Source organism: Pseudolabrys sp. FHR47 (assembly GCF_005153485.1).
GTDB lineage: Bacteria > Pseudomonadota > Alphaproteobacteria > Rhizobiales > Xanthobacteraceae > Pseudolabrys.
The window spans coordinates 391245-409989 of sequence record NZ_CP039740.1; the positions used below are offsets into that span (position 1 = coordinate 391245).

Annotated in this window: 16 protein-coding genes; 12 read left to right on the top strand and 4 right to left on the bottom strand. The window is 63.8% G+C overall.

The window, feature by feature from the left end:
• A complete protein-coding gene (locus E8Q40_RS01905; RefSeq protein WP_168197714.1) occupies window positions 1–1500 on the top strand; it encodes an indolepyruvate oxidoreductase subunit beta family protein in 1500 nt (499 codons plus the stop codon).
• Window positions 1501–1523: 23 nt separating this feature from the next.
• Here E8Q40_RS01905 and E8Q40_RS01910 read toward each other — a convergent pair whose 3' ends face one another.
• Window positions 1524–1991 carry an Lrp/AsnC family transcriptional regulator gene (locus tag E8Q40_RS01910; protein WP_137042798.1) on the bottom strand — a complete coding sequence of 156 codons (468 nt, stop codon included), beginning with the start codon at window positions 1989–1991 and terminating at the stop codon, window positions 1524–1526.
• Between the two features lie 197 nt (window positions 1992–2188).
• On the opposite strand from E8Q40_RS01910, the gene E8Q40_RS01915 reads away from it, so the two are divergent.
• From E8Q40_RS01915 to E8Q40_RS01930, 4 genes are read left to right on the top strand one after another with little or no spacing between them, the layout of a single operon-like run.
• The gene (locus E8Q40_RS01915) at window positions 2189–2911 is read left to right on the top strand and encodes an aspartate/glutamate racemase family protein (protein ID WP_137042799.1); all 723 of its coding nucleotides are present in this window, start codon (window positions 2189–2191) and stop codon (window positions 2909–2911) included.
• 38 nt (window positions 2912–2949) lie between these two features.
• The gene (locus E8Q40_RS01920) at window positions 2950–3888 is read left to right on the top strand and encodes a 4-hydroxy-tetrahydrodipicolinate synthase (protein WP_137042800.1); all 939 of its coding nucleotides are present in this window, start codon (window positions 2950–2952) and stop codon (window positions 3886–3888) included.
• A 10-nt stretch (window positions 3889–3898) separates the two neighbouring features.
• Window positions 3899–4678 (top strand): SDR family oxidoreductase, encoded by a 780-nt coding sequence (locus E8Q40_RS01925; RefSeq protein WP_137042801.1) that lies wholly within the window; start codon window positions 3899–3901, stop codon window positions 4676–4678.
• Between the two features lie 22 nt (window positions 4679–4700).
• A complete protein-coding gene (locus tag E8Q40_RS01930) occupies window positions 4701–5675 on the top strand; it encodes a tripartite tricarboxylate transporter substrate binding protein (protein WP_137042802.1) in 975 nt (324 codons plus the stop codon).
• Window positions 5676–5749: 74 nt separating this feature from the next.
• Here E8Q40_RS01930 and E8Q40_RS01935 read toward each other — a convergent pair whose 3' ends face one another.
• Entirely contained in the window at window positions 5750–6598 is an 849-nt protein-coding gene (locus E8Q40_RS01935; RefSeq protein WP_168197715.1) for a DUF3108 domain-containing protein, read from the bottom strand.
• Window positions 6599–6657: 59 nt separating this feature from the next.
• Window positions 6658–9489: a [protein-PII] uridylyltransferase gene (locus E8Q40_RS01940; protein WP_137042804.1), complete on the bottom strand. Its 2832-nt coding sequence runs from the start codon at window positions 9487–9489 to the stop codon at window positions 6658–6660.
• Window positions 9490–9698: 209 nt separating this feature from the next.
• Here E8Q40_RS01940 and E8Q40_RS01945 point away from each other — a divergent pair, with 209 nt between their 5' ends.
• The 7 genes from E8Q40_RS01945 (at window position 9699) to E8Q40_RS01975 (ending at window position 15883) form a co-directional block, all read left to right on the top strand.
• Window positions 9699–10679 carry an aliphatic sulfonate ABC transporter substrate-binding protein gene (locus tag E8Q40_RS01945; RefSeq protein WP_137042805.1) on the top strand — a complete coding sequence of 327 codons (981 nt, stop codon included), beginning with the start codon at window positions 9699–9701 and terminating at the stop codon, window positions 10677–10679.
• A 192-nt stretch (window positions 10680–10871) separates the two neighbouring features.
• Window positions 10872–11696 carry an ABC transporter permease gene (locus E8Q40_RS01950; protein ID WP_246662982.1) on the top strand — a complete coding sequence of 275 codons (825 nt, stop codon included), beginning with the start codon at window positions 10872–10874 and terminating at the stop codon, window positions 11694–11696.
• A gap of 4 nt (window positions 11697–11700) precedes the next feature.
• On the top strand, window positions 11701–12486 hold the full coding sequence (locus tag E8Q40_RS01955) for an ABC transporter ATP-binding protein (RefSeq protein ID WP_137042807.1): 786 nt from the start codon (window positions 11701–11703) through the stop codon (window positions 12484–12486).
• A 105-nt stretch (window positions 12487–12591) separates the two neighbouring features.
• Entirely contained in the window at window positions 12592–13650 is a 1059-nt protein-coding gene (locus E8Q40_RS01960) for an alcohol dehydrogenase (RefSeq protein WP_137042808.1), read from the top strand.
• A 13-nt stretch (window positions 13651–13663) separates the two neighbouring features.
• Window positions 13664–14173, top strand: coding sequence for an OsmC family protein (locus tag E8Q40_RS01965; RefSeq protein WP_137042809.1), 510 nt, complete (start codon window positions 13664–13666; stop codon window positions 14171–14173).
• Between the two features lie 115 nt (window positions 14174–14288).
• A complete protein-coding gene (locus tag E8Q40_RS01970) occupies window positions 14289–15083 on the top strand; it encodes a hypothetical protein (protein WP_137042810.1) in 795 nt (264 codons plus the stop codon).
• Entirely contained in the window at window positions 15080–15883 is an 804-nt protein-coding gene (locus E8Q40_RS01975) for a hypothetical protein (protein WP_137042811.1), read from the top strand. The genes E8Q40_RS01970 and E8Q40_RS01975 overlap by 4 nt, the downstream gene beginning before the upstream one ends.
• A gap of 87 nt (window positions 15884–15970) precedes the next feature.
• Here the strand turns inward: E8Q40_RS01975 and mutS are convergent, their stop codons facing one another.
• Entirely contained in the window at window positions 15971–18706 is a 2736-nt protein-coding gene (gene mutS / locus E8Q40_RS01980) for a DNA mismatch repair protein MutS (RefSeq protein ID WP_137046540.1), read from the bottom strand.
• Window positions 18707–18745 lie beyond the last annotated feature (39 nt).

Here is an 18745-nt window from a genome sequence, read left to right on the forward strand (position 1 = left end):
ATGACCCTGCTGATCGCCGCGCTCGGCGGCGAAGGCGGCGGTGTGCTCACCGGCTGGATCGTCAACGCCGCGGAAGCGGCCGGATTTCCGGTGCAGTCTACGTCGATCCCCGGCGTCGCGCAGCGTACCGGCGCGACCACCTATTACATCGAGATTTTCCCTGAGCCCGCGACGGCTCTGAATGGCAAGCGTCCGGTGCTGGCGCTGACGCCGGGCATCGGCGACATCGATGTCGTGGTGGCGAGCGAGCTGCTCGAAGCCGGCCGGACGGTCATGAACGGCTTCGTCACGCCGGATCGCACCCATGTCATCGCTTCGCTCAGCCGGTTTTTCACCATGGACGAAAAGACCGCCATGGGTGATGGCCGTTATGACGACGATAAACTGATCAAGCTGATCAGGGATCAGTCGCGCGATGCGGTCATGTTCGACATGACGCGGCTGGCGAACGAGAGCGGTGCGATGGTCAATGCCGTGATGCTCGGTGCCATCGCCGGTTCCGGCCGGCTGCCGATCAGCGTCGAGCAATTCCTGGCGGCGATCGGCGGCGGCGGCAAGGGCGGCGAAGCCAATCGGCGCGGCTTCCAGGCCGGGCTCCTCGCCACGCAGGCGCAAGCCGTACCCGGCGAAGCTGCCGTCAAGAAGGTCGCCGCGCCGACCTTGGCGTCGCTGGAGCAACAGGCCGCATCGGCCTATCCCGGCATCGCACAACCGATCGTCATCGAAGGCGTTCGCCGTCTCGTGCCGTATCAAAGTGTCGCCTATGCCCAGCTTTATCTCGATCGCCTGAAACCCATCGCCGAGGCCGATCGACAGAGCGGTGCGCAAGGGGCGTTGCTCAAGGAGGTGGCGCGGCATCTCGCCGTGCGCATGTCCTATGAGGACGTGGTGCGCGTCGCCCAGGAGAAGATTTCGCCCGAACGCATGACCCGCATCGCGCGCGAGGAATTGCGCGCCAAGGGCGAGCCCTATTCGGTGCATGACTTCCTCAAGCCCGGCATCGAGGAACTGTGCCAGTTGCTGCCGCCGTTCATCGCCCGGCCGATCTTGAGATTGGCGGAGCGTAAGGGTTGGCTCGGCCGCGTTCATTTCGGCATGGAGATCAATTCAACCTCGGTGAGCGGCTATCTGCGTTTCCTCATGCTGGCGAAATTGCGCGCGATCAGACCCTATGGCTATCGCTACGTCGAGGAGCAGGCGCAGATCGAATCTTGGCTCGGCTTGATCGCGGAGGCGGCGCAACATTCTTCGACGCTGGCGCTTGAGATCGCCGAATGCGCGCGGCTGATCAAGGGCTATGGCGACACGCACGCGCGCGGGCTGTCAAACTACGGCAGGATCGAAGCGGGCCTGATCCGGCCGGCAATCGCCGGCCAGATGCCGGTTGATCGCGCCATCGATGCCATCGCTTCGGCGCGCACGGCGGCCTTGGTCGATCCGGATGGCGAAAGCCTGGCGAAGTGCCTGCTCGACAGTGGTGCGATTGCCGAGGCGGCTTGAGGTGGATGTTCGGTCGGTGTCTGCTATTTGACCGCGATGTATTTGGTCGGAATCGCCGTGGTGTATTTCATTTCCTCCATCGCAATGGCTGAACTGACATCGGAGAATTCGAGCTTGCCGATCATGCGTTGGTAGACGAGGTCGTAGGTCTCGATATCCGGCACCACGATGCGCAGTTGATAGTCGGCGTCTCCCGTCAGCCGCCAGGCTTCGACGATTTCCGGAATGTCGGCGATCAGCTTGCGAAAGGCCTGGAGCCACTCGACGGCATGGCGCGGCGCCTTGACCGACACGAAGACGGTCATCGGCACGTTGGCCTTGCGCCGGTTCACCAAGGCGACCCGGCGCGTGATGACGCCGTCCTCTTCCATCTTGCGGATGCGCCGCCAGCACGGCGCCGTGCTCATGCCGACCTTTTCGGCGATCGCGGCGACTTGCAGCATTGCGTCGGCCTGAAGCAGGTCGAGGATCTTCTGGTCGATCGAATCCACGGTTGCCGTCCCATTGGGCAGGGGATGAGGATTGTTTAATCATCGCAGTATTTGAAATACGGTATCAATATTTTTCAAAACTAGGCAAAAAATTATCCCAATTCTGGGAGAAATCCATAAAAAACAGTCAGTTCGTATCGCGCCCAGTCCGTTAGCCTGTCTCGACCATCGACGCATCACTGCAAGCGAGACGAGATATGAGAACCATTGGCCTTCTGGGCGGCATGAGCTGGGAAAGCACCGCCGTCTATTACCGTCGCATCAACGAGCAGGTGCGCAACCGGCTGGGCGGGCTGCATTCGGCCGAGGTGCTGATGCGGTCGGTCAATTTCGAGGCCATTGTCGGCATGCAGAAGGCCAACGAATGGGACGCGGCAGGGGCTACGCTTTCGGCGCTCGCCCGCAGCCTTGAGCGCGGCGGCGCCGCCTGCGTCCTCATCTGCACCAATACGATGCATAAACTTGCCGATACAATTCAGAGCGCGGTCTCAGTTCCGGTCATCCATATCGCCGACACGACCGCGGAGGCTGTAAAGGCGACGCCGGCCCGGCGTCCGCTTCTTCTCGCCACACGCTATACGATGGAACAGGATTTCTACCTGTCGCGTCTCCGGGAGAAGCATGGTCTCGATCTCATCATTCCGGGCGCCGACGACCGAACCACCGTGCATGAGATCATTTTCGGCGAGCTTTGCCAGGGCGTGATCCGCGAACAATCCCGTCAGCGCTATCTCGACATTGTCGCCCGCGCGCGCGACAACGGTGCCGACAGTGTTATTCTTGGCTGCACCGAAATTGGCCTCTTGATCAGCCCCGATATGATGGACATCCCTGCGTTCGACTCAACACTGATCCACGCTGACGCGGCTGTTGAATTTTCGATGGCTGGTGATAATGCGCCCCGGAAAAACGCCGCCTGACACCAGAGCTTTGCACCGATCCCCGACGGAGACCTGAAATGACCAAGAAGCTGATGACCGGCTCTTTCGTTGCCCTCATTACGCCGTTCAACAAGGACGGCACCGTGGACTTCGCGGCCTTCCGCACGTTGCTCAAATTCCACGAAGACAACGGCTCGTCGGCCGTTCTGATCATGGGTTCGACCGGCGAGACCTCGATGCTATCGCCGGAGGAAAAGAAGAAGATCATCGTCGAGTGCGCCAAGATGAAGACGGCAAAGATGCCGATTTTCTTCGGCTGCACCGGCAACAATACCGACTCCACCATCGCCAATGTGAAGTTCGCTAAGGACAACGGTGCCGATGGCGCCATTCTGGCAGCGCCGGCCTATATCTGCGCGCCGGAAGCCGACATCGAAGGCTTCTTCCTCGATATCGCCGACGCGACCGACCTGCCGCTCGGCATCTACAACAACCCGCCGCGCGTGAAGAGCGATTTGCACTGGGACAACCTGATCCGCATCTTCAAGCATCCGAACTATGTCGTGCACAAGGAATCGACGGGTCGAGTCGGCCAGGTCGCCCAGGTGCTGGCCGCCAAGACCGGTATCTCCGTGATGTGCTGTGACAGCCCCAATCTTGGCCTGGTCGTGCCGACCATGAGCCTCGGTGGCCACGGCACCGCGAACATGACCGGCAATATCGCGCCGGGCGAACTCGCGACCATTTCGACCCCGTGGAAGAGCTACGCGGAAGCCGAAGGCTTCAAGAATGCCTATCTCGGCTTGCTGCCGCTCCTCCACTACACCTATTCGGCGATCAACCCGGTGGCGGTGAAGTCGCTGATGAAGGCGCTCGGCATGCCGGCCGGCGATCTGCGCAAGCCGCTCACCAACCTCGAAGGCGAGGCTTTGGCGAAGGGCGTGCGCATCGTGCAGGAACTCGGCCTCGACAAGAAGTACGGCTACAATATCAAGCCGCTGTCGGCCGCCGCCTGAGGTCGCCGACGTGGACCTCGGGATTGCCGGACGCAAGGCGCTGCTGTTCGGCGCGAGCCGGGGACTGGGCAAGTCGTGCGCGATGATGCTCGCCCAGGAAGGCGTCGACGTCACGATCGTGTCGCGCACCCGCGATGTGGTCGAGCGCACCTGTGAAGAGATCGCCTCGGCTACTGGCGTCACGGCGACGCCAGTGGTCGGCGACATCACTAGCGATGCGGGACGTAAAGCAGCACTGGCCGCCTGTCCCGAGCCCGACATTCTTCTCAACAATGCCGACGGGCCGATGCCGGGGGACTTCCGGCAGTGGACACGGGAAGACTGGCTCGCCGCGCTCGATGCCATGATGCTCGGGCCGATCGAAACCATCCGCATGACGGTCGACGGCATGATGGCGCGCCGTTTTGGCCGCATCGTCAATATGGTGTCGCGCAGCGTCAAAATTCCGCAGGCCGAGCTTGGTCTGTCGAACGGTGCGCGTTCGGGACTTGTCGGCTTTGTTGCCGGTCTCGCGCGGCAGACAGTCGAGCACAACGTCACCATCAACAATCTGCTGCCCGGTATTTTCGAGACCGATGCCCAGCGCCGCCACATCACCGGCATGCTGGAGCCGGGCGGCAAATCCTTCGACGAAATCTGGCAGGCGCGCGCTGCGGCCAATCCGGCGCGGCGTTATGGCCGGCCCGCGGAGGTCGGCGCATATTTTGCTTTCTTGTGTTCCGAACATGCCGGTTTCGTTACCGGCCAGAATCTCTTGATCGACGGTGGAAGCTACCCAGGGACCTATTAACCTCATCGCGAAAGGATTGCAGATGAAACGCATTGGCGCCGCCTTTGTATTGGCCGCCGCTTTGGCCGGCTTGTCGATGTCGTCGGCGATGGCCGATAAGTACCCCTCTCGAACGGTTAGCCTGGTCGTGCCTTATCCCGCCGGCGGTTCAGTCGACGGCGTGGCTCGCATTGTCGCGCAGAAAATGAGCGAAGTGACCGGCGGAAACTTTATCGTCGAAAATCGTGCCGGCGGCGCCGGTGGCATTGTCGGCGCAAGCTACGTCGTGAAGGCCGCCCCGGATGGCTACACGTTGTTGCTGACGGCCTCCATCCATGTCGTCACGCCGTTCCTGCACAAGGCCATTCCCTACAACGTCGTCACCGATTTCACGCCGGTCTCGCTGCTCGCCTCCGGTCCGCTGATCGTCAGCACCGCGCCCAATGTCGAAGCCAAGAATCTCAAGGAGTTCTTCGAGCTGGTGCGCAAGAGCCCGGACAAATACACCTTCGCGACGTCCAGCTTTGGCTCGGCCGGCCATATGGCGATCGAATTGCTCAAGCGCGATGCCGATCTCAAGACCTTGGTGATCGCCTACAAGGGCGCTGCGCCGATGCTCAACGACTTGATGGGTGGCCAGGTTCAACTGGTGGCCGACCCGATGCTGTCGTCGCTGCCGCTCGCCCAAAGCGGCAAGATCAAAGCCTTCGCGGTCACGAGCATGAAACGTGTCGCCATCGCGCCGGAAATTCCGACCCTAGCCGAATCCGGCGTGAAGGGCTTCGACTTCGGTTCGTGGTACGGCCTGTGGGGCCCGAAAGACATGCCCGCCGAACTGACCAAGATGCTTCAGGAGACTTTGGTGAAGGTCGTCAACGATCCTGCCGTCAAGGAGCGTCTGGCCACGCTTGGCTTCGAGGCCAAGGGATCGACATCCGCCGAGTTCGCCGACTACATCAAGAGCGAGATGACGAAATACGAAGACATCATCAAGGCGGCCGATATCAAGCCGCAGTAAAGCGCGGCGATCGGGCAAGAGCGTGTTGTCGGGCGTAGGTGGTAGCACCTGCGCCCGATGCATTATCGAGCGTCTTATTTTTCCGCCGGCGCCACCGGTGGCTTCAAGGCGGTGCGGTCGATCCGCTCGGCCTCGATCTCCATCGTGCCGACGCCGGTTGGCATCTTGAGGAGGCCCGGCAGGATGATCGGCGTGCCCTCGATCGGCATGAACCAGATTTCGAGGCCGGAACGGCCGCCGACATATTTCACCAGCAGGCTGTCCGGCCGATAGCCGGCGATGGGGTGCAGCACGACGGAACAGACCAGCGCCGGGCCGTTATAGCCGCGGCTTAGCTTGAGCTTGTCCATGCGCTTGTAGCCGAGCACAAGGTCGTAGCGGCGCTGGCCGTCGAAGATCGACAGGCTGCGATTGCATTGCCCCGGCGACAGCGATGGACTTTCCGTCGTAGCGGGAATCAGCATGGCGCTGAGGGGATCGGTGACGTTGCGCTTGTGCTCGTCGGTCACCAGCACCCGGGCGGCATTATCCGGCGGATTGTCGATACGCAGCGCTCTGACACTCCCGTTGTCGAACGTCATCTGCAGGCCGGTGGTTTCGCCGTCGTCGACGACGTTGGAGGAGAAGAAGCTCGGCGCGGCGCGGTCGGCCGCGAAGATTCCCTGCACGGAAACGCGGCCCTCGCCATTGACCAGGATGCTCACCGCGCGGCTCGCCTTGCCGCTTGCAGAGGTCTGGTAGCTGTTCGGCCCGAGTTCGACTGTCCAAGTGATGCGGCCGACCGGAACGCCGATCATCGAGATCGAGTACTGAATGGCCACGCGCAGTTCAGGTGGCGGTGCGGCGGCGCTCGCAGCCGGCAGCCCCGCCAACAAGGCGGCGACGGTCAGGCCCGCGATGCAAATGGCCGGACGACGGATCATGGCGGCGACTTCAGGCCCGCTGTTTGAATCCATGTTGCTGTACGTGGTCAGGTCGCATGTCACGCCGCGCCCTTGCCCGGCCTGGCATCGGGATGGGCGAACAGCGCGATCAGCGCGCGTTTGACGGCGGCCTGCCGGGTCGGCGAGGTGATCTGGGCGCCCATCAGGTCGGTCACGTAAAATACGTCGACCGCGCGCTCGCCGAAGGTGGCGACATGCGCCGATGCGATGTTGAGGTTGAGCTTCGATAAAGTCGCGGTCAGCTCATACAGCAGGCCCGGCCGGTCGAGACCCGCAACTTCGACCATCGTGTAGCGGTGCGACCATTGATTGTTGATGTCCACGCCGGGCACGACCGAGAACGCCTTGATGCGGCCTTTCGGCGGCGCCCGCCGGGCGACCACGTCGGGCAGGCGCAACTCGCCGCGCAACGCCTTTTCGATCGAGGTCGCGATGCGGTCGGCGCGGCGTTGCTCGTCGTCGTCGCGCTCGAATTCGCGGGATAGCGAGATGGTATCGAGCGCATGGCCGTCAGTCGTGGTGAATATCTGCGCGTCGACGATGTTGCCGCCCGCCATGGCGCAGGCGCCGGCGATGATCGACAGCAGCCAAGGATGATCGGGCGCCAGCACCGTCAGTTCGGTGACCGCGCGCGCCGTATCGAAACGGATCGCGGTGGCCAGATTCTTGCCGGAGCCTTCCACGCCGCGCAGCAGGTCGGCGTGCTCGATCTTGTGCTCGAGATCGACCTTGAGCCAGTAGGCCGGATAGAGGCGGGCGATGTGGGCCTCGATCTTTTCTGCCGGCCACTGCTTGCCCTGCAGGGCATGACGGAATTCGGCCTGCGACGCGGCCACGCGCTGGGCGCGGTTGACCTCGGAGAAACCGCCGGTCAGCACGGGCTCGGTCTCGAAATAGAGCGTACGCACGAGCTGCGCCTTCCAGCCGTTCCACACGCCGGGGCCGACCGCCTTGATGTCGGCGATGGTGAGAATGGTGAGCAACTTAAGCCGCTCAACCGACTGCGCCACCGCGGCGAAATTCTCGATGGTCTTGCGGTCCGACAGGTCACGCGATTGCGCCACGGTCGACATGACCAGGTGCTGTTCGATCAGCCAGGCGACGGTCGCCGTGTCCGCAGCCGACAGTCCGAGGCGTGGGCACAGACGGCGCGCGATCCTTGCGCCGGCGATGGAGTGATCCTCGGGCCGGCCCTTGGCGATGTCGTGCAGGAACATCGCCACGAACAGCAGCGTCCGGCTCGCCGGCTTGATCTTGTGGATCAGCTCGTTGGCCAGCGGCGCATCGCTCGCGGCGCCTTCCTCCATTTCGGAGAGCACGCCGATGCACCGCAGGAGATGCTCGTCCACCGTATAGTGGTGATACATGTTGAACTGCATCATCGCCACCACCTTGCCGAAGGCGGGGACGAAACGGCCGAGCACGCCGGCTTCGTTCATGCGGCGCAGCACGGTTTCCGGATCGCGCTTGGAGGTGAGAATATCGAGGAACAGTTCGTTCGCTTCCTCGTTGTCGCGCAGCTTCGCGTCGATCAATTTGAGCGAGCGCGTCATCGCATGCATTGCATCGGGATGCAGAGCGAGATTGTGCTTCTGCGCCAGATGGAAGATGCGGATCAGGTTGACCGGATCGCGCTTGAACACATTGGCGTTGACGCAAAGGATACGGTTGTTCTCGGCGATGAAGTCCTTGGAATCGCCGAGCTGCTTGCGCTTCACCGGCCGCAGCCTGGACATCACGCGGCTCAGGACCGGCGCCCCCTTGGCATGGCTGACCTCGAGCTCGGCAGACAGAATCGCCGTCAGGTCGCCGACATCCTTGGCGACCAGAAAGTAGTGCTTCATGAAACGCTCGACATCCTGCATGCCGGGATGTTCGGTATAGCCGAGCCGCACCGCGATCTCGCGCTGCACGTCGAACGACAGCCGCTCCTCGGGGCGCCCGGTCAGGAAGTGCAGATGGCAGCGCACGGCCAGGAGGAAATCCTCGCAGCGGCGAAACAGCGCGTACTCATTTTTGTCGAACACGCCTCGCTTCACCAGTTCTTCCGGCTCGCGCACGCGGTAGACGTATTTCGCGATCCAGAACAAGGTGTGCAGGTCGCGCAGGCCGCCTTTGCCGTCCTTGACGTTCGGCTCGACCAGATAGCGTGATTGGCCGCTGCGGCGGTGGCGCTCTTCGCGCTCGGCGAGTTTGGCGGCGACGAACTGCGCTGCGGTGTTGCGGACTACGTCGGTGTCGAAACGCGTTACCAGTTCGTCGAACAGCTTGCGGTCCCCGAGCAGGAAGCGCGACTCCAGCAATGCGGTGCGGATGGTCATGTCCGCCTTGGCCTGGCGGATGCACTCGTCGATCGACCGCGTGGCGTGTCCGACCTTCAGCCCGGTGTCCCACAGCGCATAGAGGATCGTCTCCGCGACCTGCTCGCCCCAGGCGGTCTGCTTGTAGGGCAGCAGAAACAACAGATCGATGTCCGAGTTCGGCGCCTGAAACCCGCGGCCGTAGCCGCCGGTGGCGACGATCGCCATGTGCTCGGTCTCGGACGGGTTCTCCGACGGATAGAGATGCTTGCGCACGAAATCGTAAAGAATGCCGATGATGTCGTCTTCCATCCGGCAGATGCGCTCGGCGCAGAGCCGGCCGTGACGGTCCTTCAGCAGCAGACGTTCGGCCTTGTCGCGGCCTTCGTTCAGCGCGGCTTTCAGACGTTGCGCCACGGCGGCGCGGAGTTCGATGTCGTTGCCGCGCTTCGCGGTGGCCAGCTCTTCGAGGTCGGCAATGATGGCCCGGCTGTCGATCAGGTCGCCGCCGTTGCGAGACGGTGAGGTCGCGGGCTTGGTCGAATCGCGCTCGAGGGCAAGAGAGGCCATGGGGTCATCCGGATAGCGGAGAGCGCGGTAGAAGTCACCGCCACTGCTTCAAGATAGTACCGATGCTGCCGGATGGTGCCATTTGGTATATTTTTCCAACATGTCACCAAAAATAGCTAATACTATGCTTTTGACGTGGAAAATATGGCGTTCTAAAGAATAAATATTCTGCGGGGCGCTGTCGTTCCGCCGTTCTTGGGGAGCAAGACATGGTTTCGTTTTCACGGCGTTCACTGATTGCGCTCGGTCTGGTCGCCGGCCTCGTCCCGGCGGCGGTCGCGCACGCGGCCGACAAGCCGAAGGAATTGCGGGTCGACTGGGCGACCTACAACCCGGTTTCGATCCTGCTCAAGAACAAGGGCCTGCTCGAGAAAGAGTTCGCCAAGGACGGCATCGCCATTCGCTGGGTGCAGTCGGCGGGCTCGAACAAGGCGCTCGAATTCCTCAATGCCGGTTCGATCGACTTCGGTTCGACCGCCGGTTCGGCGGCGCTGGTCGCCAAGATCAACGGCAATCCGATCAAGTCGATCTACGTCTACTCGCGTCCGGAATGGACCGCGCTGGTTACCGGCAAGGATTCAAAGATCGCGAAGATCGAGGATCTCAAGGGCAAGCGCGTCGCGGTGACGCGCGGCACCGATCCGCACATCTTCCTCGTCCGTGCATTGTTGAGCGCGGGATTGACCGATAAGGACATCACGCCGGTGCTGTTGCAGCATGCCGATGGCAAGACCGCGCTGATCCGCGGCGACGTCGATGCCTGGGCCGGTCTCGACCCGATGATGGCGCAGGCCGAAGTCGAGGATGGTGCCAAGCTGTTCTACCGCAACGCCGCCGCCAACACCTGGGGCATCCTGAACGTCCGCGAGGACTTCGCCAAGGATCATCCCGATCTCGTCAAGCGCGTGCTCGCGGTCTACGAGGAAGCCCGCAAGTATTCGCTGTCGCACTATGACGAGGTGAAGGCCGACTTCATCGCCGTCACCAAGCTGCCCGGAAATGTCGTCGACAAACAGCTCAAGGAGCGTACCGAGCTTACCCACTCGAAGATCGGCGCGCCGCAGCGCGAGTCGATCCTCGAGGCGGGCCTCGCGCTGCAGAAGGCGGGCGTCATCAAGGCCGATGTGGACGTCAAGAAAGCGCTCAACGACCTGATCGACGATCGCTATCTCGCCGCCGGCACCAACTGATCTCTGCCTTCTTAACCTCTCCCATTGGGAGAGGTCGGATCGCGAAGCGATCCGGGTGAGGGGTTACAAACTAACGACTTCACTTACCCCCTCACCCCAACCCTCTCCCCACAGGGGAGAGGGAGCGGGCCGTGCTTTGCCGCCAACATTGTGCCTGTTGCCTTTTATGAGCGTCCTATGTCTTTAGGGGTCATGAGTACCGCAGCCGATGACATTGAGGCCGCTCCGGCGCAGCGCGCGTCCTGGACCCGCTATGCCAAGCCGGCGCTGGGGCTGATCGTCCCGGTCGTGCTGGCGGTCGGCTGGGAACTGGCCGTGCGTTTCGGCCTGTCCAACGGACGCCTCGTGCCGCCGCCGTCGGTCATCTATGCGACCTTCATGGAACTCGCCAAAACGGGCGAATTGCAGCGTCATGCCGCCGCCACCGTCGCCCGCGTCGCTGCCGGCTTCGGTCTCGGTGTTGCCGCCGGTACCGTGCTTGGTGCCATCACCGGCTATTCGGCGCTAACCCGGCGGCTCCTCGATCCCACTTTGCAGGCGCTGCGCGCCATTCCCTCGATCGCCTGGGTGCCGCTATTCATCCTGTGGCTCGGCATCTTCGAGGCGTCCAAGATCACGCTGATCGCCGTCGGCGTGTTCTTCCCGGTCTATCTCGGCGTCATGGGTGCTGTGATCTCGGTTGACCGCAAGGTGGTCGAAGTCGGCCGCGCCTTCCGCCTGTCCGGCTTCCAGATGGTGCGCCGTATCCTGCTGCCGGCCGTTCTGCCGTCTTATGTCGTGGCGCTGCGTTCTGGCCTTGGCCTCGGCTGGATGTTCGTTGTCGCCGCCGAATTCATGGGCGCCTCGGAAGGCCTCGGCTTCCTGCTGGTCGACGGCCAGCAGCTCGGCAAGCCGGCGCAGATCGTCGCCGCCATTGTCGCCTTCGCGGTGCTCGGCAAGATCACCGACTGGTTGATCGTCGGCTTGACCGCGCCCCTATTGCGCTGGGAAGACCGCGCCCGGCACACGGAGGCCTGAGGCGATGTTGCAGCTCGAAGGCGTCGGCAAGACCTATCCGAATGGCGCGCATGCGCTTGAGGGCGTCAGCTTCGCCGTTCAACCCGGCGAGATCGTCGCCATTGTCGGCGGCTCCGGATGCGGCAAGTCGACCATGCTGCGCGCCATCGCCGGCCTCGACACGCCGAGCCGCGGCCGCGTCGTGCTCGATGGCGCCGCCGTGACGGCGCCGCACGAAAAGATCGGCATCGTATTCCAGGAGCCGCGCCTGCTGCCGTGGCTGAGCGTCGCCGACAATATCGGCTTCGGCCTCGAGCATCTGCCGAAGGCCGAGCGTGTCGCCCGCGTCGGCGAGGCGCTCAAGCGCGTCGGCCTCGCCGACAAGGCGCGGGCCTGGCCGCGCGAATTGTCCGGCGGCCAGGCGCAGCGCGTGGCCATCGCCCGGGCGCTGGTGCCGAGGCCCGAGGTGCTGCTGCTCGACGAACCGTTCTCGGCGCTCGACGCCTTCACCCGCGCAGACCTCCAGGAGCATCTGCTCGACCTCTGGGCCGACCTGCGTCCGACGCTCATTCTGGTGACGCACGACGTCGAGGAGGCCGTCGTGCTCGCGGATCGCATTTACGTGATGAAGCCGCGTCCGGGGCGTCTGTTCGAGGAAATCGCGACCGGCCTGGCCCGGCCGCGTGACCGCCAGTCGGCCCGCTTCGAGACGGTAAAAAAGCAGGTCCTTGCCGCGCTGGACCGCTCGCTGGCGCGCAAGCCCCACGAAAAAGAGGATGAGGCGCCGGCCGGCGCGGGCATGTGGTGGTGAGCCGCCCCTCTTTTCGGCACATGAGCTTATCCGAAATCCGGGTCCCACTTTCCGGGATCATGGGCTATGGTCCCGGGCCAAAATGCCATCCGGGAGAGAAACGACATGCGTATGTTCCAGGTCTGCACCTGCGGGCAGCCCCTTCAACTGAATGAAAAGCCGACGCCTGAACCCAAGGGCACCGAGGTGCTCCTGAAGATCAAGGCATCCGGCGTCTGCCACAGCGACCTCCATATCTGGGACGGCTATTACGAACTCGGCGGCGGCAAGCGCATGCAGCTCCTGGAGCGCGGCATCAAGCTGCCGCTCACCATGGGCCACGAGAATGTCGGCGAAGTCGTCGCCGTCGGCCCGGACGCCAAGGGCGTCAAGGTCGGCGAAATCAAGCTCGCCAATCCCTGGATCGGCTGCGGCCAGTGCATGGTCTGCCGGCGCGGCGAAGAGAACCTCTGCAAGACGCCGAAGAACCTCGGCGTGTTCTCGGACGGCGGCTATGCCAGCCATCTCGTCGTGCCGCATCCGCGCCATTTGTTCGACATCGGCAATCTCACCCCGGTGCAAGCGGCGCCGCTGGCCTGTTCCGGCGTTACGGCGTTCAGCGCACTGAAGAAGGTGAGCGATACCCTCAAGGACGAACCGGTCGTGATCATGGGCGCCGGCGGCCTCGGCCTGATGGCGATCGCCTTGCACAAGGCAATGGGCGGCAAGAGCGTGATCATGGTCGACATCGACCCGGTCAAACGCGAAGCCGCGCTGAAAGCCGGCGCGGTGGCGGCGATCGACGGCCGCGCGCCGGATGCCGCCAAGCAAATCATCGATGCCACCAATGGCGGCGCCTGGGCGGTCATTGATTTCGTCGGCTCGTCGGATACGGTGAAGCTCTCGATCGACGGTCTCATTACCAAGGGCGGCAAGATCGTCATCGTCGGCCTGTTCGGCGGCGACATCACCATCTCGACGCCGTTCTTCCCAATGCGTGCCATGACCATCCAAGGCTCCTATGTCGGCTCGCTGCCGGACATGAAGGAGCTGCTCGAACTGGTCAGCCGCACCGGCGCGCCGCCGGTGCCGATCCGCGAGCGTCCGCTCGACGAGGTGCAGCAGGCGCTCGACGATCTCAAGGCCGGCAAGGTGGTCGGTCGCGTCGTGCTGACGACGGCTTAAGGAAACAACGACGATGGACGCCAATGAACTGCGCGCCATGCAGGCGCCGATCAAGGACAAGTACAAGAGCGATGCCGCTTCGGCGATGATCACGCTGAAGGCGAAAGGCACGCTCGACGACACCAATATCGCTTGCAAGGTGGAGACCGGCCGCGCACTTGCGGTCGCCGGCCTGCATCCGGCAACGGGCGGCTCCGGGCTGGAGCTGTGCTCGGGCGATATGCTGCTCGAAGCGCTCGTTGCCTGCGCCGGCGTCACCGTGAAGGCGGTGGCAACCGCGCTCGAGATTCCGTTGAAATCTGGGAGCGTTTCGGCCGAAGGCGATCTCGATTTCCGCGGCACGCTCGGTGTCGCCAAGGATGCGCCGGTCGGCTTTGCCCAGATTCGCCTGCGCTTCGATCTCGACACCGACGCGCCGCAGGAAAAGCTCGATCAGCTCCTCAAGCTCACCGAGCGCTATTGCGTGGTCTACCAGACCATCAAGAGCGGCCCGCCGGTCGATGTGACGGTGGCGCGGGCGTAACGAATGCGTCGTCCCCGCGAAAGCGGGGACCCATACCCACAGATTCCTCGATAGCACACGGCGTATGGGTCCCGGGTCTCGCATTCGCTCGCCCGGGACGACATCAAGGCAGACAATGTCTCCCGATCTTTACTTCGCGCTGACGCTGGTGGTACGCATGGCCGTTACTGCCGCGTTTCTCATCGCGGCGACGGTGACGGCGGAGCGGGCAGGGCCTCTGATCGGCGGCCTTGTGGCGACGCTGCCGATCAGCGCCGGGCCGATCTATATTTTTCTGGCTATCGATCACGACGCGCATTTCATCGGTGCCAGCGCGCTCGGCAGCATGTTCTCGAACGCGGTCAACATCTTCTTTGCGCTGACCTACTGCTTGCTGGCGCAGCGGCGATCGCTGATCGTCAGCCTTGCCGGCGCATTCCTGATGTGGGGCCTGTTGATCTGGCTGGGCAATCGGCTGCAACTCGGATTTTGGAGTACGATTGCGGTCAATATCGTTGCCGTCGGCATTGCGCTGGCGGTGCAGAAAATGCTGCCGCACATCCAGTTTCCGCGCATGCGGACTTATTGGTACGACTATCTGCTGCGCGCCGGGCTCGTGGCTGTGCTGGTCGGCGTCGTTGTCACGCTGAGCTATCATATCGGCCCGGCCGCAAGCGGCAATCTCGCGGTGTTTCCCATTGTGCTCTCGAGCATCGCCATCATTCTGCATCCCCGTGTCGGCGGGCGAGCGACGGCGACGGTGCTGGCGCACTCGGCGGTCGGCCTCGGCGGCTTCGGCCTCGCGATGCTGGCGTTGCATTTGACGGCCGAGCCGCTCGGTTCGGTCTGGGCGATGGGCCTGACCCTGGCCGTTTCCGTCGCCGTCAATTTGCTGATCTTCTTCATCCGCCGTCAGGCCAAAGCCGCATGAGCGCCACGCTGCTCCCGTCGATGTTCTGGTTCGGCCTCGCGCTCAAGATTGTCATGACGGCGAGCATCGTCGTGATCGCCTCGGTGGTGGTTGAGCGTTCGGGGCCGTTTATCGGTGCGCTGATCGCGGCGCTGCCGACCGCCGGCGGCGCGGCCATGATTATCCTCGCCGTCGAGCACGACGCGCATTTCATTGCCCAGAGCGTCATCGGCAGCATGGTCGCCAACGCGGTGGTGCCGCTCTCCGCGTTGACGTTTGCGGTGCTGGCGCCGCGTCACCGGCTGCTGCCCAGCCTCGGCGGCGCTCTGCTGGTCTGGCTGGGCGGTGTCTTCCTGTCACGGCTGGTGCCGTGGACGGCGCCGACTGCGCTGCTCGCCAACGCTATCGTCTATCCAATCACGATCACTATCGCCTCGCATTTTCTCGGCGACGCGAAGGCCAGGGCGCGCGTGACCCTGACCGGGCGCGATCTTGCCTGGCGGGCCGCCGTCGTGACGGTTGTGGTCATCGTCGTGACGGCCCTGAGCTCGACGATCGGCTCATACTTCTCGGGCGTGTTCGCGTTCTTCCCCGTGGCGATGAGCTCGTTCTTCATCATCCTTTATACGCGCGCCGGCGGCACGGCGGCGGCGAGCGTCGCCGCGCATCTGCAGGTGCCGCTCATCGGCCTGACATTCGGCCTGCTGGCCGTGCACTTGCTGGCGGAAGTCGTCGGTGTGTGGTGGGCCTATCTGATCGGCCTTGCCGTCTGTGTGGCGTGGAACGGGCTATTGTGGGTTTGGAAGAACAGGCGGTACTAGTTGTCATCGTCCGCGAAAGCGGACGATCCAGAACTTCTCTGTGAATATTGAAAGAGCTGGATGCCCCGCATTCGCGGGGCATGACGGTCAATGCTTTTCCGCCTCGCGCAGCCTGGCCTTCAACTGATACAGCGCCTCCATCGCCTCGCGCGGCGACAGCTCGTCGGGATTGAGTGCCGCGATAGCGGCGATGACGCGCTCATGCGCGGGTTCGGCTGGCGCCGCGGGCGGCTGATAATTCGCCGCGAACAGCGGCAGGTCCTCGAAACCTTTCGGCGCAGCGCGGTCTTCCTGCTCGAGTTTGGCGAGCACCACTTTGGCCCGCTCGATCACGCTTCCCGGCAGACCGGCGAGTTTCGCCACCTGAATACCGTAGGAGCGGTCGGCGGCGCCGGCCACGACCTCGTGCAGGAAGACGACGTCGCCCTTCCACTCCTTCACCTTCATGGTGACGTTATGAACGCGGGCAAGCCGCGCCGACAATGCCGTGAGCTCGTGATAATGCGTTGCGAACAGCGAACGGCAGGTGTTGACGTCGTGCAGATGCTCGATGGTGGCCCAGGCGATCGACAGGCCGTCGAAGGTCGCGGTGCCGCGGCCGATTTCATCCAGAATGACCAGCGCGCGGTTGCCGGCCTGATTGAGAATGGCCGCAGTCTCGACCATCTCGACCATGAAGGTCGAGCGGCCGCGCGCCAGATCGTCGGCGGCACCGACGCGCGAGAACAGCCGGTCGACAACGCCGATATGCGCGGCTTTCGCCGGCACGAAAGAGCCCATCTGCGCCAAGATGGCGATGAGCGCGTTCTGGCGCAGGAAGGTCGACTTGCCGGCCATGTTCGGGCCGGTGATCAGCCAGATGCGGCCGCAGCCCCCACTCATTTCGTCGCCGGCAGGCGGCGACAGATCGCTGTCATTGGCGACGAAGGGCGTGCCGTCTTTCGACAGCGCCTGCTCGACCACCGGATGGCGGCCGCCTTCGATGGAGAAGGCGAGGCTGTCATCGACCTGCGGTCGCGCGTAATTGCATTCTGCGGCCAGCGCCGCGAGGCTCGAGGCCACATCGAGCCGGGCCAGGGCCTCGGCGCATTGCTTGATGGCGTTGCCCTGCGCGATGACGGCGGCGCAGAGTGTGTCGAAAATCTCGAGTTCCAGCCCGAGCGCGCGATCGGCGGCGCTTGCGATCTTGGCTTCCAACTCGCCGAGCTCTGTCGATGTGAAGCGCACCTGTCCAGCCAGAGTCTGACGATGGATGAAGGTCGCGTTCAGCGGCGGTTGCATCATCCTGTCGGCGTTGAGCGCCGTGACCTCGACGAAGTAGCCGAGCACATTGTTGTGCTTGATCTTGAGCGCCTTGACGCCGGTGTCGTCGGCATAGCGTGCCTGCAGCGCGGCGATCACGCGGCGCGATTCATCGCGCAGCGCGCGGTTGTCGTCGAGCGCGGCGTCGTAGCCTTCGCGGACAAAACCGCCGTCGCGCTTGATCAGCGGCAGCTCGTCGCTCAGCGCGCGGGCGAGTTCGTCGGCCAGCGCGGCATCGACCTTGTGGCACAGGCCGAGGGCCTCCGCGATTTCGTCCGGCGCATCCTTGATGGTAGCGAGCGCGCGGGCCAGCTCATGCGCGGCGGCGATGCCATCGCGAATCGCGGCGAGGTCACGCGGACCGCCGCGTTGCAGGGCGATGCGGGTCAGCGCGCGAGCAAGGTCGGGTGCGGCGGCGAGCCGCGAGCGGGTCTCGGCGCGGGCCGCGACGTCGCCGACGAAACAGGCAACGGCATCGAGACGCCGCGCGATGGCGTTCACATCGGTGAGCGGCGCCGACAGCCGCTGCGCCAGCAGGCGTGAACCGGCTGAGGTGACGGTGCGGTCGATGCAGTCGAGCAGCGAGCCGCGCCGCTCGCCTGAGAGCGTGCGCATCAGTTCCAGATTGCCGCGCGTCGCCTGATCGATCGCCATGGTGGAGGCGATGGCTTCGCGCAAGGGAGGCGACAAAGGCGGGCGCTGGCCGATCTGCGTGCGCTCGATATAGGTGACGGCCGCGGCGGCGGCAGTGATTTCCAGCCGGGTCAGGGCGCCGAAGCCGTCGCTGGTCGCGACCGCAAAGAACGAAGTGAGGCGGCGCTCGGCGGTCGCGCTGTCGAAAACGTCGCGGCCGAGTGGGGTCACCGCCGGCAGTTCGCGCCACAGCGGGATCAGTTCGATGTCGGTATTGAGCGCGTCCGAGATCAGGATTTCGCCGGGCTCCAGCCGCGCGATTTCGGCGGGCAGCATGACGCGGTCGCATTCGGTGATACGGAATTCGCCGGTCGACATGTCGATCCAGGCGAGCCCGAAGCGCGCTTTGGTGCCGACCGAGGACAGCCGCGCCCGCGCGATGGCGAGCAGGTAGTTGTTGCGCCGCGCGTCGAGCAGCGTGTCCTCGGTGAGCGTGCCGGGCGTGACAAGCCGAACGACGTCGCGCTTGACGACGCTCTTTGAGCCGCGCTTCTTGGCTTCGGCCGGATCCTCGAGCTGCTCGCACACCGCGACGCGATGGCCGAGCGCGATCAGGCGATGCAGATATTCGTCGGATCGGTGGATCGGCACCCCGCACATCGGGATGTCCTGCCCCTGATGCTTGCCGCGCTTGGTGAGCACGATGCCGAGCGCCCGGCTCGCTACCTCGGCGTCCTCGAAGAACAGCTCGTAGAAATCGCCCATCCGGTAGAACAGCAGCGAGTCCGGGTTGGCGGTCTTGATCTCGATATATTGCTCGAGCATCGGCGACAGCTTGCCACTGTCCGGCGGTTGCGTGCCTTCCGGAGACAATTCTGGTTCGGACATGCCGGCGGGCTGGGTGAGGGACATTGCGGCAAAATAGCC

Excerpts from the sequence above, each read along its gene's own strand:
- mutS (WP_137046540.1), bottom strand. The coding sequence starts at position 18,706 with ATGTCCGAACCAGAATTGTCTCCGGAAGGCACGCAACCGCCGGACAGT.
- E8Q40_RS01960 (WP_137042808.1), top strand. The coding sequence starts at position 12,592 with ATGCGTATGTTCCAGGTCTGCACCTGCGGGCAGCCCCTTCAACTGAAT.
- E8Q40_RS01970 (WP_137042810.1), top strand. The coding sequence starts at position 14,289 with ATGTCTCCCGATCTTTACTTCGCGCTGACGCTGGTGGTACGCATGGCC.
- E8Q40_RS01965 (WP_137042809.1), top strand. The coding sequence starts at position 13,664 with ATGGACGCCAATGAACTGCGCGCCATGCAGGCGCCGATCAAGGACAAG.
- E8Q40_RS01920 (WP_137042800.1), top strand. The coding sequence starts at position 2,950 with ATGACCAAGAAGCTGATGACCGGCTCTTTCGTTGCCCTCATTACGCCG.
- E8Q40_RS01945 (WP_137042805.1), top strand. The coding sequence starts at position 9,699 with ATGGTTTCGTTTTCACGGCGTTCACTGATTGCGCTCGGTCTGGTCGCC.
- E8Q40_RS01905 (WP_168197714.1), top strand. The coding sequence starts at position 1 with ATGACCCTGCTGATCGCCGCGCTCGGCGGCGAAGGCGGCGGTGTGCTC.
- E8Q40_RS01935 (WP_168197715.1), bottom strand. The coding sequence starts at position 6,598 with ATGATCCGTCGTCCGGCCATTTGCATCGCGGGCCTGACCGTCGCCGCC.
- E8Q40_RS01940 (WP_137042804.1), bottom strand. The coding sequence starts at position 9,489 with ATGGCCTCTCTTGCCCTCGAGCGCGATTCGACCAAGCCCGCGACCTCA.
- E8Q40_RS01955 (WP_137042807.1), top strand. The coding sequence starts at position 11,701 with ATGTTGCAGCTCGAAGGCGTCGGCAAGACCTATCCGAATGGCGCGCAT.
- E8Q40_RS01975 (WP_137042811.1), top strand. The coding sequence starts at position 15,080 with ATGAGCGCCACGCTGCTCCCGTCGATGTTCTGGTTCGGCCTCGCGCTC.
- E8Q40_RS01915 (WP_137042799.1), top strand. The coding sequence starts at position 2,189 with ATGAGAACCATTGGCCTTCTGGGCGGCATGAGCTGGGAAAGCACCGCC.
- E8Q40_RS01950 (WP_246662982.1), top strand. The coding sequence starts at position 10,872 with ATGAGTACCGCAGCCGATGACATTGAGGCCGCTCCGGCGCAGCGCGCG.
- E8Q40_RS01930 (WP_137042802.1), top strand. The coding sequence starts at position 4,701 with ATGAAACGCATTGGCGCCGCCTTTGTATTGGCCGCCGCTTTGGCCGGC.